Here is a 14,071-nt window from a genome sequence, read left to right on the forward strand (position 1 = left end):
GCGGCCGCATACGGCGACCATCGCATCCTCCGCCGCGAGGCCGGCGATACCGGATGCCCCGTCATGCCATTGCGTTTTTTCTCACCGCGGACGAACGCGGCCGTCGCCGGATTCACGCTCGCGGCAATCTGCGCGCACGCCGTGGCTGCGCCGATCGAAATCGTCGGCGAACCGGTGTTGTTCGCACGCGGCATCGCCTCGACCGAACACGCCGACATTCGTCTGAGCATCAGCCCGGACGGCCGCAGCGCGCTGTGGTTCAGTCGCCGGCGGCCTGGCGGACCGGGCAGCTACGACATCTGGCTGTCGCGCCGCGGGCGGCTTTCGCGCGGCGAAGAAACCGGCTGGTCGACGGCCGAGCCGGTATCGTTCAACTCCACGGCACGCGATTTCGATCCGGCATTCAGCGCCGACGGACGCTTCGTCTATTTCTGTTCGGATCGCGCGGGCGGCCTCGGCGGGAGCGATCTGTATCGCGTCGCGGTGGCGCCCGACGGCTTCGGCCATCCCGAGGCGCTCGGTCCGTCCGTCAACAGCGCCGCCGACGAATTCGCGCCGATGCTGTCACCGGATGGAAACCGGCTGCTGTTCTCGAGCGATCGCAACGGTGGCGCCGGCGGCCACGACCTGTACTTCGCCGATCGCGCCGACCGGATCTTCGCCGCCGCACGACGCGTGCCGGGCGCGCTGAACACCGTCGAACACGAATTCGACGCAACCCTGCTCGCCGACGGCGCCACGCTCGTGTTCTCGCGCGCGCGCGGCTTCGCGACCGCGCGCGTCGATCTGTTCGTCGCGCAATCGACGCGGCACGGTTACGACGCGGGCACCGCGCTGTCGCGCATCAACAGCGCGAACGGCGATACCTACGGGCCGATGCTCGACTGGTCCGACCGCGAACGCATCACGTATTCGGCGCGACGTGACGATGGCCGCGACATGGATCTGTACCGGGTGCGCTATCGTTTCGCGTCTCCGGACTGACGGCCGGCGGTCGCGCGGCCCCCTTTTTCGCACGCGGGAGCATCGTATGAGAGCCATCCTGTCGACCGCCCTGCTCTGGTTCGCCGCGATCGGCTGCGGACTCATGGGCGGCATCTATTTCGCGTTCTCGACCTTCATCATGCGCGCGTTCGCGACGCTCGATCCGGCGCAGGCCAGCGCGGCCATGAATGCGATCAACGCCGTGATCCTGCGTTCGCCGTTCATGCCGCTGTTCTGGGCGACGACGCTCTCGGCACTCGCGCTCGTCGTGCTCGCGGCACCGGAATGGCAGACGACGCCGGGACGCCTCGCGCTCGCGGGCGGACTCGTCTACCTGCTCGGCATGTTCGGCTGCACGGTCGCGTTCAACGTGCCGCTGAACGACCAGCTCGCGGCCGCGTCCGGCGACGCGGCGGCCTGGCAGCGCTACCTGGCCGAATGGACGCGATGGAACCATCTGCGCACGCTCGCCTCGACGCTGGCCTGCGCCGGCTTCGTCTGGGCGCTGGTCGCGCGGCGCTGAGGCGAGCCTTGCTCCTCACGGCGGACCGCGCCGCCGCTGAATTACAATCGCGGCTTTGCGCCAGCCGGCGCCCGCTTCGGGAGCACTCATGGAACTGAATCAGGTCAAGGCCGTCGTCACCGGCGGCGTGTCGGGCTTGGGCTTTGCGGTCGCGCAGCACCTCGTCGCCAAGGGCGCGAGCGTCGCGTTGTTCGACGTCTACGACGAAAAGGGCGCCGAAGCGGTCGCCACGCTCGGCGGCAAGGCCCATTTCTTCCGCACCGACGTCAGCAACGAAGACGTCGTCATCGCGAATCTGAAAGCGGCGAAGGAAGCGCTGGGCGGCCTGAACGTGGCAGTCAGCTGTGCCGGCATCCTCGGTGCGGGCCGCGTGCTTGGCAAGGAAGCGCCGATGCCGCTGAAGACCTTCGCCAACACGGTCATGGTCAACCTCGTCGGTTCGTTCAACGTCGCCAAGGGCGCGGCCGACCTGATGCAGCACAACGCACCGGGCGAAGACGGCGAGCGCGGGGTCATCGTGAACACCGCCTCGATCGCCGCGTTCGAAGGCCAGATCGGCCAGGCCGCGTATTCCGCATCCAAGGGCGGCGTCGTCGCCATGACCCTGCCGATGGCGCGCGAGTTCTCGCGCATCGGCGTGCGCGTCATGACCGTTGCGCCGGGCGTCTTCCACACGCCGATGGTCGACGGCATGCCCGAAAACGTATACCAGTCCCTTTGTGCGCAAGTCCCCTACCCGTCGCGCCTCGGCAGGCCCGAGGAATTCGCCGCGACGGTCGCATTCATCCTGCAGAACCGCTATCTCAACGGCGAGACGATCCGCGTCGACGGCGCAATTCGCCTGCAACCGAAGTAACTCCGACTCCTCAGGTCAGCTCATGAAAGCCAGCGAAATCAAGAAAGGCAACGTCGTCGAGCACGACAACAAGGTCTACCAGATCCGCGATATCGAGCGCAGCTCGCCGCAAGGCCGCGGCGGCAACGTGACGTATCGCTTCAGCATGTACTCGGTGCCCGGCGGGCAGAAATTCGACCTGAGCCTGCGCGCCGAGGACGATCTGCGCGAAATCGAGCTGTCGCGGCGCCAGGCGACGTATTCCTATCGCGAAGGCGACACCTTCGTGTTCATGGACGCCGAGGACTTCACGCAGTACATGCTCGATGCGAACGCGATCGGCGACGCGGCGGGCTACATTACCGACGGCATGGAAAGCTGCTACGTGCAGCTCATCGAGGACCAGCCGGTCGCGGTGCAATTGCCGCCGACCGTCACGCTGACCGTCGTCGACACGGCGCCGGAAATGAAAGGCGCGACGGCGACGAAGCGGCCGAAGCCCGCGAAGCTCGAAACCGGTCTCGAAATCCTCGTGCCGGAATACGTGGTCAACGGCTCGCGCATTCTCGTGAGCACCGTGACCGGCGAATACTCGGGCCGCGAATAAGCGAACGCGAAGCGAACGGGGTCAGGTTCACTTAGCCGAACAGCTAAGTGAACCTGATCCCGTCCGCCGTTCGCTCGCGCCATTTGCGCGCCATGCGCTGCAGCGATTCGTCGTAGTCGGACGATCCGATCATCGCGCCGATGTCGCGCCACGCGAGTTCGAGCGACTCTTCGCTGACGGCGAATTGCTCGCTGCCGCAACACCGGACGACATAACGCAGGTCATAGTGCCAGTGGCCCGGCACCTCGCGGTGATCCGGAATCCAATGCCGGTCGAGATCGAAGATCTCGCGCTCGATCGACAGATCGGCGAGTCCCGACTCCTCTTCCGCTTCGCGCAGCGCGACGGCGACGAGGTCCGCATCGCCGTCGGCATGGCCGCCGAGCTGCAGCCAGCGCTGCAGCTTGCGATGGTGCGTCAGCAGCACGCGCCGGCCGTCGGCGCTGACCAGCCACGCCGCACCGGTCAGATGGCCGATCGCGAGTTCACGCTGCGCCGCATCGGCGTACGTGCGCATGAAATCGCGAAACTGAGCGACTGTTTCCTGTTCGTCGGCATGACGGATGGCATACGCGTCGACGTCGCGCAGCCATGCGTATTGCCATGCGGCCAGTTCCTGCGCGGGAAGATCGGCGGAGTCGCTCATCGGGGGGCGCTTGCTGGCCTAGGAAGGGTCGCGTATTTTAGTCCGGTTTTTGTCGCGTCCCGTGAAACGGCGCGAGTCATGCCAGGCTTCGCAGGCAGTCTGCTGCTGCTGGCGCCGGGTCACAGTAAATATCGTGGGAGGGGATGCAATGATTTTCTGGCGCGTCAAACCGCTCGACCAGATTCTTGAGAACGCCGAGAAGAAGAGCCTCAAACGCCAGCTCGGCGCGCTGCAACTGACCATGCTCGGCATCGGCGCGATCATCGGCACGGGCATCTTCGTGCTGACCGCCGAAGCCGCGCAGAAGGCCGGTCCCGGCATGATGGTCGCTTTCGTGATTGCGGCCGTCGTCTGCGGTCTTGCCGCACTCGCCTACGCCGAACTTGCCTCGATGGTGCCGGTGTCCGGTTCGGCCTACACGTATACCTATGCGGTACTCGGCGAGGCCATGGCCTGGATCGTCGGCTGGGCACTCGTCCTCGAGTATGCCGTTGCCGCCGGCGCGGTGGCCGTCGGCTGGTCCGGCTATGTCAACGGACTGCTGAACGCCGCAAACATCGGTCTTCCACAATTCCTGCAGGTCGGTCCGTACAGCGGCGGGGCGTTCAACCTGCTCGCCTGCCTGATCTCGCTCGTGATCACGGGACTCCTGATCATCGGCACGTCCAAGAGCGCCTGGGTCAACGCGGTGCTCGTGGCGATCAAGATCGTCGCACTCACGGCCTTCGTCATCCTCGCCGTACCGGCCGCAAAGTCGGTGAATTTCGAACCGTTCATGCCGACAGGCTGGGGTACGCCGATGGGCGGCGTCGGTGTGCTCGGCGCCGCGGCGTCGATCTTCTTCGCCTACGTCGGATTCGACGCCGTTTCGACGGCTGCCGAGGAAACCAAGAACCCGAACCGCAACATTCCGATCGGCCTGATCGGTTCGCTCGCGGTCTGCACCGTGTTCTATCTGCTCGTCGGCTACGGCGCCGTCGGCGCGGAAGGCGCACAGCCGCTGTACGACGCGGCCGGCAAGCTGCTCGAGCCGGGCACCAAGGAAATGATGGAGGCCTGCGCGAATTCGACGGCGCTGGTCTGCAGCAACGAACCGCTCGCCCACGTGCTGCGCTCGCTCGACCACAACACCATGGCCTACCTCATCGGCATGGCTGCGAGCCTCGCGCTGCCGTCGGTCATCCTCATGATGATCTACGGCCAGACCCGCATCTTCTTCGTCATGTCGCGCGACGGTCTGCTTCCGGAAATCTGCTCGCGCGTACATCCGACCTTCCACACGCCGCACATCATCACGATGATCACCGGCGTCGCCGTGTCGCTGTTCGCCGCGATGTTCCCGGTCGGCATCCTCGCCGACATCTCGAACTCGGGCACGCTGTTCGCTTTCATCGCAGTGGCGTTCGGCGTCATGATCCTGCGCCAGACGCAGCCGGGCCGCGCGCGTCCGTTCCGCACGCCGCTCGTGTGGCTGGTCTGCCCGCTCGCCGTCCTCGGCTGCCTGCTGCTGTTCGTGAACCTGTCGACCAAGGCATTGACCGTGTTCGCGTGCTGGACCGTGATCGGCCTGTTCGTCTATTCGATGTACGGCCTGCGTCACAGCGACCTGGCCAAGAACGGCGCGAAGTAAGCTCGTGCTCCGGGGGCCGGCAACGCCGGCCCTCGGTTTCGCCCGTATGGCGCACTGTTTCCTGCGCGATCAATGACTTGGCTGCCGGGCTCGACCGTTTCGCTGCCGCTTACGGCGCAGTTCAGCGAAGCCCTTTTGCGCTCAACGACTTAGCGAGTTCTTTCGCAGTCGGGCCGCATTTGCTCACCGGCTATGCACAGTTTCCCCCCGGTCTCGAAAAATTCTTCAAACCGTTGAGCAGAGTGGATATTGCGGCTCGCGCACACAAGCAATCCACGGCTTATCCACAGGCCGTCGTTCGCTCGGCGGAACGGCAGCGGTTATGATCAAGGTCCGCGGGAAATACACTTGGCAGTGGGCCCCTCGGAATGCGGCTCGGATGCGTTCAGACGGGTTAGCTCCTCGGTCTGGACGCATCCGGGCAGCGACTTTCCCCCGGTTTTTCTCTCCTTTCGCCCCCCGATACCTGTTTTTTTCGTCGAACGCGCGCGTGCCCGCCGTGGCATGCCGAAGCGCCCGGCCGTCATAACTGAACGCGTGACGCTCGGTTATAGTGACGGCCCGTCCGTGTTTCCGAATCCATGACCGAATCGCAACTTCCCGACGCCGAACGGCTGGCCCTCTGCGCGCGTGAAATCGCCGAAGCCGGCCGCGAACTCGGCGCCCGCGGCTGGACGCCGGCCACCAGCAGCAATTTCTCGCGCCGCTACGACGACCGCCACGCCGCCGTGACGATATCGGGTCGCGACAAGGGCCGGCTCGGCGTCGACGACATCATGCTCGTCGACCTCGACGGCAACGCCGTCGGCACGACGGCGCGGCCCTCCGCCGAAACCCTGCTGCACGTGCAGATGTACCGGCGCGATCCCGCGATAGGTGCCGTGCTGCACACGCATTCGCACAACCAGACCGTCGCCTCGCGCCTGTACGCGGCGCAGGGCCTGATCCGCTTCAGCGGCCTCGAACTGCAGAAAGCCATCACGGGCTACACGACGCACGAAAGCGAACTCGACCTGCCCGTATTCCCGAATACGCAGGACATGCCCGAACTCGTCGCGCAGGTCGACGCGTGGCTCGACGCCGGCAGGCCGCTGCACGGCTACTTGATAGACGGCCACGGCATCTATACCTGGGGCCGGACGATGGCCGAGGCCAAGCGCCATCTCGAGGCGTTCGAATTCCTGCTGGCGGTGGAACTGGATCTTAGGAGGCTGCGCGCGTGAGCCGCTTGCGAATCTTTGCCGAAGGGCAGCCGGCGCAGCCGCTGCTGGATACCGACGACCACGCGCGCATCGCCGCCGAGCTCGGTCAGGTCGGCGTGCGCTTCGAACGCTGGGCGACCGACGCCGCAATCGAACCCGGCGCCGCGCCGGAAACCGTGATCGCCGCGTACCGCAGCGACATCGACCGGCTCATGCAGAGCGAGGGCTACCAGGCCGTCGACGTCATCAGCCTGAAACCCGATCACCCCGACAAGGCGCAGCTGCGCCAGAAGTTCCTCAACGAGCACACGCATTCCGAGGACGAAGTGCGCTTCTTCGTCGCGGGCCGGGGCCTGTTCACGCTGCACGTCGCCGACAAGGTCTACGAGGTGCTCTGCACGCAGGGCGATCTCATCGGCGTGCCCGACGGCACGCCGCACTGGTTCGACATGAGCGAGCAGCCCTACTTCGTCGCGATCCGCCTGTTCACGAACAAGGAAGGCTGGGTCGCGAACTTCACGGGCAGCGACATCGCCGGCCGCTTCGCGCGTCTGGATGCCTGATCCCTCCGCGGCGCCGGCTCGCGCCGGCGCGTTCGCGCCACCGAACGAACGACCGATGACCCGCGCGATCCTGACCGATATCGAAGGTACGACCAGCTCCATCAGCTTCGTCAAAGACGTGCTGTTTCCGTATGCGCGCGACCACGTCGGCGCGTTCGTCGCGGCCAATGCCGAGAATGCGGAAGTCCGGCGCTGGCTGGCCGCAACTGCGCAGGAAGCCGGCATCGCCGAGGACGATCGCGACGCGATCGTCGCCGTGCTGCGCCGGTGGATCGCCGAGGACCGCAAGGCCACGCCGCTGAAGGCGCTGCAGGGCATGCTCTGGGAAGCCGGCTACCGCGATGGCGTCTATCGCGCGCATGTCTATCCCGAAGTCGCGGCGCGGCTGCGCGCGTGGAAAGCGCAGGGCCTGCCGCTCTATGTCTATTCATCGGGATCCGTCGCCGCGCAGAAGCTGTTTTTCCGCTACAGCGAAGCCGGCGACCTGCTGCCGCTGTTCGACGGCCATTTCGACACCGAGATCGGCGGCAAGCGCGAGAGCGCCTCGTATGCGCGCATCGCCGAGTCGATCGGCCTGCCGCCCGGCGAGATCCTGTTCCTATCGGACATCGTCGAGGAACTCGACGCCGCGCGCGCCGCCGGCCTGCAGACGACGTGGCTCTGCCGCCCGCCGCTGCAGTGTCCCGCCGACAGCGCGCATCGCTGCGTCGGCGACTTCGACGCGATCGCGGTCTGACGCCGCGGGCATGAGCCGCCCCGACATCGCGCGGCTCGCTCTCGCGCTGCTTGCCGGGCTGGCGCTCGGCTGGTGGCTGCGCGGTCGTGATGCCGCGCCGCCCGCAGTGCCCGTCGCTGCGGTCGCCGCACCGGCCGACGGTGCGCCCGACGCGACGACCCGAGCCATACCGGACACGGTGCCGGCAACCGATTCCGCCGAACTCATCGACAACCTCGCGGCGACGCGCGAACTGCTCGCGCGCTGGTTCCCGGTCCTCGGGTCCGGCGATGCGCACGACGGCCCCGACTACAGCGCCGAGCGCGTGTTCTACGACCAGTTCCGCCTCGTCGACGAAGCGCTCGCGTCGCTGCGTCCGCAGACGCCCGGACATACCGATCTCTACGTCGTCGCCTTCGCCGGCGACGGCGACGAGAACGTGTTCCGCAACGAAGTCGAATATGTGGAGAAATTGTTTTCCGAGCGTTTCGACGCGCGCGGGCGCGTCGTCGTGCTCGAGAACAATCCGGCGACCGTCGAGACACGGCCGCTCGCGACCTGGACCAATCTCGAACTCGTGCTCGACGGTCTGCTCGAACAGGACCGCTTCGATCCCGACGAGGACATCCTGCTGCTGTTCATGACAAGCCACGGCGACGAGGACCACGACCTCTATGTCGGCATGGACAACCTTCCGCTCGACTGGATCGGCGCCGAAGACCTGTCGGAAATCCTCAACACGCGGCCATTCCGCTGGCGCGTCAACATTATTTCAGCCTGCTATTCCGGCGGTTTCGTCGACGGCCTCAGGAACTCGACGAGCATGGTCATCACCGCCGCGCGCGCCGACCGCACGTCGTTCGGCTGCGGCGCCAATTCCGACATCACATATTTCGGCAAGGCATTCTTCGTCGAGGGTCTCAATCAGACCGACACGTTCCGCGGCGCGTTCGAGATCGCGCGCCAGCTCATCGCCGACTGGGAAGCCGCGGACGAACAGCAGGCGTCCGAGCCGCAGATCGCGAGCACGCCGCTGATCGAGGCCAAGCTCGCGCAGTGGCGCAGCGGCATCCGGCTCGGACCGCCGCAGCCGTTCGCGCCCGCCGGCGCGCCGGCTCCATCGAATCAGTCCAGCGCGAAGTCGATGAAGCAGTAGCCGTCGGCGCGTTCGCGGCCGTCCTCGCGCAGACGCAGCGGCTGTGCGAAGCACGGGCCGTCGACGACGACAGTGTGGTATTCGCCCGCTTCGCCGCAAAGGTCGATGCCGGCGCGACGGAATTCGTCGACGACCGCGTCGTCGAGCACGCGGCCGAGCAGCCGCGCGTCGAGCTTGTCTTCCTGTACGGCCACGATGCGCGTGACGAAGCCGGCGTCGAAGAATTCCCGCAGCAATGTTTCGCGCGGCTCGTCCCAGATCGGATGCAGGCAGTCCAGACCGAGATCCGCGCAGACGCTGCGGCACCAGATGCGATGCGCCTGGAGATCGATGTCGCCGAACCCGACCGCGACGACACCGGCCTCGTCGCGCAACTGCGCGAGCGCGGCGCTGAAATTGCGCCGGTAGTCGGTCAGGCTCGTCGCGACCTCGACGATCGGCGCGCCGATCGCGGCGACCTGTGCGCGCAGCACTTCGGGCCGCAGTCGGTGCGAGCGCGTGCGCGAGCCGTCGTCGACGAGCGTCGTGACGAGCGCGGCCGGCGCGCCGCGCTGCTGCCACAACCGCCAGAGACTCAGGGCCGAATCCTTGCCGCCGCTCCAGGACACCGCATAGGACTCTCGCATCGCGCGCTTCCATGTCGAAAGCGCAATTGTTGCGTAGAGATGCCCGTAGAGCGCAATAGCCGAAGAGCATCGCGCCGCATTCCAGCAAGACGCAATGCCCTTCGGTTATTGCGTCCCATACGCCGCGACGAAGCTCGTCGTGGCCGACTCGATGCGGTTGCGGCCCAGCGTCTTGGCGCGGTACAGCGCGCCGTCGGCGCGCGTGACGAGCGTCAGCGGGTCGAGCCCGGCCTGCGGCATCAGCGCGGCGGCGCCGATGCTGACGGTCAGGTGCGGTCCGACGCGCGAATACGCATGCGGCAGCGCGAGCTGCGCCAGCGCGCGTGCGATATGCGCCGCGACGCCAACCGCGTCGTCGAGCGAACTCTGCGGCAGCAGCACGGCGAACTCCTCGCCGCCGTAGCGCGCGACGCAGTCTTCGGAGCGCCCGAGCGCATCGCTCAGCGTGCGCGCAACCTGCCGCAGCGCGTCGTCGCCGGCGAGATGGCCGTAGCCGTCGTTGTAGCTCTTGAAGTCGTCGATATCGAGCAGCAACAGCGCGACCATCTCGCCATGCCGCTGCGCGCGGGTCCACTCGCTCGCGAGCGCCTCGTCGAAGCGGCGCCGGTTCGCGATGCCGGTAAGCCCGTCGCGGTGCGAGAGCTGTTCGAGCTGCCGGTTCGCCTCGCGCAGACGCAGGTTCGCCTGCGCGAGTGCGGCCGACTTTTCCTCGACGAGCCGGTTGATTTCGCGCAGCCGGGCATTCGTCGCCGCCAGATGCACGGCACCGGCGATCTGGTCGGCGAGCGCCGCGAGCATCTGCCGGTTCGCTTCGGTCAACGACTGCGGATCGGAGGCCTCGAGATTGAGCAACCCGATGAAATCGCCGTGCAGCCGTATCGGCAGCACGTATTCGCTCGTGACCGCGGGATTTCCGAGCACGTAGTCGGGGTCCTCGGTGACGTCGGGCACGTACTGGGCCTGTCCGCTGCGGAACGCGCGGCCGACCACGCCGAGGTTTTCCGGCCAGTTGCCGCCGCTGCGGCCGTGGAAGACCGACACGCCCGCATGCGCGCTGAAGCGCAGGCGCTGACTGCCGTCGGCGAGCAGCACGCCGACCGACTCCAGCGCGAAACGGTCTCGCAGGAAATGCACGATGCGCAGCAGCGCCTGTTCGAGACCGTCGGCTTCGATCGCCGCGCGCGACAGCTCGCTGAGCATGCCGAGCAGATCGAGACGGCGCCGCTGCTCGGCGTTGAGCCGCTCCGCCGCGAACGTGCCGGCGAGCTGCTCGGCCAGGGTTTCGAGCAGGTCGATCTCGTCGACGAACGCATCGCAGCGGATCGCCTCGGCGTTGATGATGCCCATGACTTCGCCGTTGTGACGCATCGCGACGCACAACTCCGAATGCGTTCCCGGCATGGTTTCGACATAGTTCGCGTGCCGCGTCACGTCCGGCACGTAGAGCGTCTGTCCGGTCGCGGCGACTTCGCCGACGACGCCGCTGCCGAGTTCGCGGCCGTAGCCGACGTGGATCGACGAGGGAATGTCGGCTGCGAGCGCTTCGCAGCAGAAGCGGTTTTCGCTCAGATCGATCGACGCGCAGGCGACGAACTCGCACTGCAGGTGTTCCTGCAGCAGTCGAACGACACGATGAAGGCGCTGGCGCAGCGAGAGGCTTTCGGCGGATATGCGCGCAATACGATGGATCAGCGCGAGTTGCCGCGCTTCGCGCTCGCGGCCGTTGCGAGCGGTCTCGCCGTGATCGGGCTGCGGCATCCGCCCTCCCCCGCAACGCGTTGATCCAAGTCTAGCAAGGTTTCCCGGACTTCATGCAAGCACGATGCCCGGCCACGGACCTCAGCGATGCCGGCGTTCCAGTTCGGCGACGGCATCGTGCAGCGACAGGCCGCGCGCGCGCAGCAGCACGGTCAGATGGAACAGCAGATCGGCCGCTTCGCCGATCAGCGCCGCATCGTCCTGGGCGACCGCCGCGAGCGCGGTTTCCACCCCTTCCTCGCCGACCTTCTGCGCAATCCGGCGCACCCCCGAATCGAACAGTTTCGTCGTGTAGCTGCCGGCCGGGCGTTCGCGCTCGCGCTGCGCGACGAGCGCATCGAGTTCGCCGAGAAAGCCCGGCACGCGCACGGCCTCGTCGCCGAAGCAGCTGTCGCGGCCCAGATGACAGGTCGGTCCCTGCGGTTCGGCGCGCAGCAGCAGGCTGTCGGCGTCGCAGTCGGTCATTGCTTCGCGCAGCAGCAGGAAGTGCCGCGAGGTCTCGCCCTTGGTCCATAGCCGCTGCCTGCTGCGGCTGTAGAACGTCACTTTTCCGCTTTCCAGCGTCGCGCGCAGCGCGGCTTCGTTCATCCATCCCTGCATCAGCACGGCGCCGCTGCGCGCATGCTGCACGACGGCCGGCAGCAGGCCGCCGCCCTTGCTCCAGTCCAGTGCCGCGGGATCGAGGCTCACGGCCGCACGCTCACGCCGCGTTCGCGCAGGAACGTCTTCAGCGGACCGATCGCCACGCTGCCGGAGTGGAATACGCTCGCGGCCAGCGCGCCGTCGACATCCGCCTGCGCGAACACATCGCTGAAGTGCTCCATCGCGCCGGCGCCGCCGGACGCGACGAGCGGCACGCCGCAGCGCGCACGCGCAGCGCCAAGCTGCGCCACGTCGTAACCCTCGCGCACGCCGTCGGCGCCCATGCAGTTCAGCACGATCTCGCCGGCGCCGAGCGCGATCGCCTCATCGATCCAGTCGAGCGTGCGCCGTGCGAGTGCGCGCGTCTTGTCCGGATCGCCGGTGTACTGGCGCACGCGCCACTCGCCGTCGGCGTCGCACAGGCTGTCGACGCCGACGACGACGCACTGCACGCCGAACGCATCGGCGAGTTCGCCGATCAGCGCCGGCCGCTCGAGCGCCGGCGAATTCACCGAGATCTTGTCGGCGCCGGCCTGCAGCACGGCGCGCGCGGTATCGACGCTCGCAATGCCGCCGGCCACGCAGAACGGAATGTCGATGACCGCGGCGACGCGCTCGACCCAGCGGCGATCGACCGCGCGCTGCTCCGGGCTGGCCGTGATGTCGTAGAACACGAGTTCGTCGGCGCCTTCGTCGCGATAGCGCAGCGCCAGATCGAGAATGTCGCCGACGACGACGTGATCGCGGAAACGCACGCCCTTGACGACCTGTCCGTCGCGCACGTCGAGACACGGAATCAGGCGTCGCGTCAGCATGCGAGCGCCTCGGCGAGATCGAGCTGCCCCTCGAGCAGGCTGCGCCCGAGCACGACGCCGGCAACGCCGAGTTCGCGCACGGCGCGCACGTCGGCGATGTCGCGCACGCCGCCGGAAGCCTGTACGCGCAGGCCCGGCGCGAGCCGGCGCAGATGCGCATACAGTCCGAGATTCGGACCGGCCAGCATGCCGTCGCGATGAATGTCGGTGCAGAGCACGTGCACTGCGCCGGCTGCGGCATAGCGCGGCGCGAGCGTCTCCAGCGTCGGCGCCTCGCTCTGCGTCCAGCCGTCGCTCGGCAGTCGCCAGACACCGTTCTCGTCGCGCGTGTCGAGCGCGATGCACAGGCGTCCGGCGCCGTAGCGCACGAGCCACTCGGCGACGCGCTCGGGTTCGCGCACGGCGACGCTGCCGACGACGACGCGCGCGACGCCGGCGTCGAACAGCCGCTGCACGTCGTCCTCGCTGCGCACGCCGCCGCCGGCCTGCAGCTGGATCGCGGTGCCGGCCAGCGCTTCAATCAGGCGGAAGTTCTCGAGATTGCCGGCGCGCGCGCCGTCGAGATCGACGACGTGCAGCCATGCGGCGCCGGCCGTGGCGTAGTCCTGCGCGAGACGCAGCGGATCGACGCGATAGCTGGTCTGCTGCGAATAGTCGCCCTGACGCAGCCGCACCACGTTGCCGGCGCGCAGGTCGATCGCGGGAATGATGTCGAAGTTCACAGGGTCAGGAAATTCTTGAGCAGGAGGGAGCCGACCGCGGCGGAGCGTTCCGGGTGGAACTGCATGCCGAAGAAGTTATCTTTTTGTACAACAGCTGAAAATGCCGCGCCATGGGTCGCAGCGGCCAACGTCCACGGCCCGACCGGCGCGGCGTAGCTGTGCACGAAATAGGCATAGGCCTCGTCGGGCAGGCCGGCCAGCAGCGGATGCGCGCGCACCGCGGAGAGCCGGTTCCAGCCCATGTGCGGCACGCGCAGACCCGGCGCCGCGGCGAGCCGGTCGACTTCCGCGGGGATCAGGCCGAGGCAGTCGCGCTCGCTTTCCGCCGAGCGCGCGAACAGCAGCTGCAGCCCGAGGCAGACGCCGAGTACCGGCTGGCGCAGCGCGCGCAGCGTCCCGACGAGATCGCGCTCGGCGAGCCGCTGCATCGCGGGTCCGGCCGCGCCGACGCCCGGCAGGATCACGTGGCTCGCGCGGCGGATGCGCGCCGCGTCGGTCGTCAGCGGCGCGTCGACGCCGAGGCGCGCGAGCGCGTGACGGACCGAGCCGATGTTCGTGCCGCCGCCGTCGACGAGCACGACGTCGGCGCTCACAGCGCCCCCTTCGTGCTGGGAAGCACGTTGCCGTCGCGGCGCAGCGCCGCGCGC

At 67.6% G+C, this 14,071-nt stretch carries 16 protein-coding genes; 9 read left to right on the forward strand and 7 right to left on the reverse strand.

Features of this window, described 5'->3' with window-relative positions; genetic code table 11:
* Window positions 1-63 precede the first annotated feature (63 nt).
* From VLF18_RS02810 to yeiP, 4 genes are all read left to right on the forward strand, one after another.
* Window positions 64-984 carry a hypothetical protein gene (locus VLF18_RS02810; protein WP_325278101.1) on the forward strand — a complete coding sequence of 307 codons (921 nt, stop codon included), beginning with the start codon at window positions 64-66 and terminating at the stop codon, window positions 982-984.
* A 46-nt stretch (window positions 985-1,030) separates the two neighbouring features.
* On the forward strand, window positions 1,031-1,507 hold the full coding sequence (locus VLF18_RS02815) for a DUF1772 domain-containing protein (RefSeq protein ID WP_325278102.1): 477 nt from the start codon (window positions 1,031-1,033) through the stop codon (window positions 1,505-1,507).
* An 88-nt stretch (window positions 1,508-1,595) separates the two neighbouring features.
* A complete protein-coding gene (locus tag VLF18_RS02820; RefSeq protein ID WP_325278103.1) occupies window positions 1,596-2,363 on the forward strand; it encodes an SDR family NAD(P)-dependent oxidoreductase in 768 nt (255 codons plus the stop codon).
* Between the two features lie 22 nt (window positions 2,364-2,385).
* Window positions 2,386-2,949 carry an elongation factor P-like protein YeiP gene (gene yeiP / locus VLF18_RS02825; protein ID WP_325278104.1) on the forward strand — a complete coding sequence of 188 codons (564 nt, stop codon included), beginning with the start codon at window positions 2,386-2,388 and terminating at the stop codon, window positions 2,947-2,949.
* Window positions 2,950-2,992: 43 nt separating this feature from the next.
* On the opposite strand, the gene VLF18_RS02830 is transcribed toward yeiP, so the two are convergent.
* Window positions 2,993-3,595 carry an NUDIX hydrolase gene (locus VLF18_RS02830; protein WP_414717176.1) on the reverse strand — a complete coding sequence of 201 codons (603 nt, stop codon included), beginning with the start codon at window positions 3,593-3,595 and terminating at the stop codon, window positions 2,993-2,995.
* Between the two features lie 148 nt (window positions 3,596-3,743).
* Between VLF18_RS02830 and VLF18_RS02835 the strand changes: the two genes are divergently transcribed.
* The 5 genes from VLF18_RS02835 (at window position 3,744) to VLF18_RS02855 (ending at window position 8,861) form a co-directional block, all read left to right on the forward strand.
* Window positions 3,744-5,225 carry an amino acid permease gene (locus tag VLF18_RS02835; protein ID WP_325278105.1) on the forward strand — a complete coding sequence of 494 codons (1,482 nt, stop codon included), beginning with the start codon at window positions 3,744-3,746 and terminating at the stop codon, window positions 5,223-5,225.
* 581 nt (window positions 5,226-5,806) lie between these two features.
* Window positions 5,807-6,448 (forward strand): methylthioribulose 1-phosphate dehydratase, encoded by a 642-nt coding sequence (locus tag VLF18_RS02840; protein ID WP_325278106.1) that lies wholly within the window; start codon window positions 5,807-5,809, stop codon window positions 6,446-6,448.
* Entirely contained in the window at window positions 6,445-6,990 is a 546-nt protein-coding gene (locus VLF18_RS02845; protein WP_325278107.1) for an acireductone dioxygenase, read from the forward strand. The genes VLF18_RS02840 and VLF18_RS02845 overlap by 4 nt, the downstream gene beginning before the upstream one ends.
* Window positions 6,991-7,045: 55 nt before the next feature.
* Entirely contained in the window at window positions 7,046-7,726 is a 681-nt protein-coding gene (gene mtnC / locus VLF18_RS02850; protein WP_325278108.1) for an acireductone synthase, read from the forward strand.
* 10 nt (window positions 7,727-7,736) lie between these two features.
* Complete coding sequence (locus tag VLF18_RS02855) at window positions 7,737-8,861, forward strand: C13 family peptidase (RefSeq protein ID WP_325278109.1); 1,125 nt, start codon at window positions 7,737-7,739, stop codon at window positions 8,859-8,861.
* Here the strand turns inward: VLF18_RS02855 and VLF18_RS02860 are convergent.
* From VLF18_RS02860 to hisH, 6 genes are all read right to left on the reverse strand, one after another.
* Window positions 8,831-9,487, reverse strand: a complete 657-nt coding sequence (locus VLF18_RS02860) for a diphthine--ammonia ligase (RefSeq protein WP_325278110.1) — start codon at window positions 9,485-9,487, stop codon at window positions 8,831-8,833. The two genes, VLF18_RS02855 and VLF18_RS02860, sit on opposite strands and share 31 nt — an antisense overlap.
* Window positions 9,488-9,592: 105 nt before the next feature.
* Complete coding sequence (locus VLF18_RS02865) at window positions 9,593-11,245, reverse strand: diguanylate cyclase domain-containing protein (protein WP_325278111.1); 1,653 nt, start codon at window positions 11,243-11,245, stop codon at window positions 9,593-9,595.
* Window positions 11,246-11,326: 81 nt separating this feature from the next.
* Complete coding sequence (gene hisIE, locus VLF18_RS02870; protein WP_325278112.1) at window positions 11,327-11,935, reverse strand: bifunctional phosphoribosyl-AMP cyclohydrolase/phosphoribosyl-ATP diphosphatase HisIE; 609 nt, start codon at window positions 11,933-11,935, stop codon at window positions 11,327-11,329.
* Window positions 11,932-12,702, reverse strand: coding sequence for an imidazole glycerol phosphate synthase subunit HisF (gene hisF / locus VLF18_RS02875; protein WP_325278113.1), 771 nt, complete (start codon window positions 12,700-12,702; stop codon window positions 11,932-11,934). Before hisF ends, hisIE begins: the two co-directional genes overlap by 4 nt.
* Window positions 12,696-13,424 carry a 1-(5-phosphoribosyl)-5-[(5-phosphoribosylamino)methylideneamino]imidazole-4-carboxamide isomerase gene (gene hisA, locus VLF18_RS02880; protein WP_325278114.1) on the reverse strand — a complete coding sequence of 243 codons (729 nt, stop codon included), beginning with the start codon at window positions 13,422-13,424 and terminating at the stop codon, window positions 12,696-12,698. Before hisA ends, hisF begins: the two co-directional genes overlap by 7 nt.
* A complete protein-coding gene (gene hisH, locus VLF18_RS02885) occupies window positions 13,421-14,017 on the reverse strand; it encodes an imidazole glycerol phosphate synthase subunit HisH (RefSeq protein ID WP_325278115.1) in 597 nt (198 codons plus the stop codon). The genes hisA and hisH overlap by 4 nt, the downstream gene beginning before the upstream one ends.
* Between the last annotated feature and the right edge of the window lie 54 nt (window positions 14,018-14,071).

Source organism: Tahibacter sp. (genome assembly GCF_035481375.1).
Taxonomy (GTDB): domain Bacteria; phylum Pseudomonadota; class Gammaproteobacteria; order Xanthomonadales; family Rhodanobacteraceae; genus Tahibacter.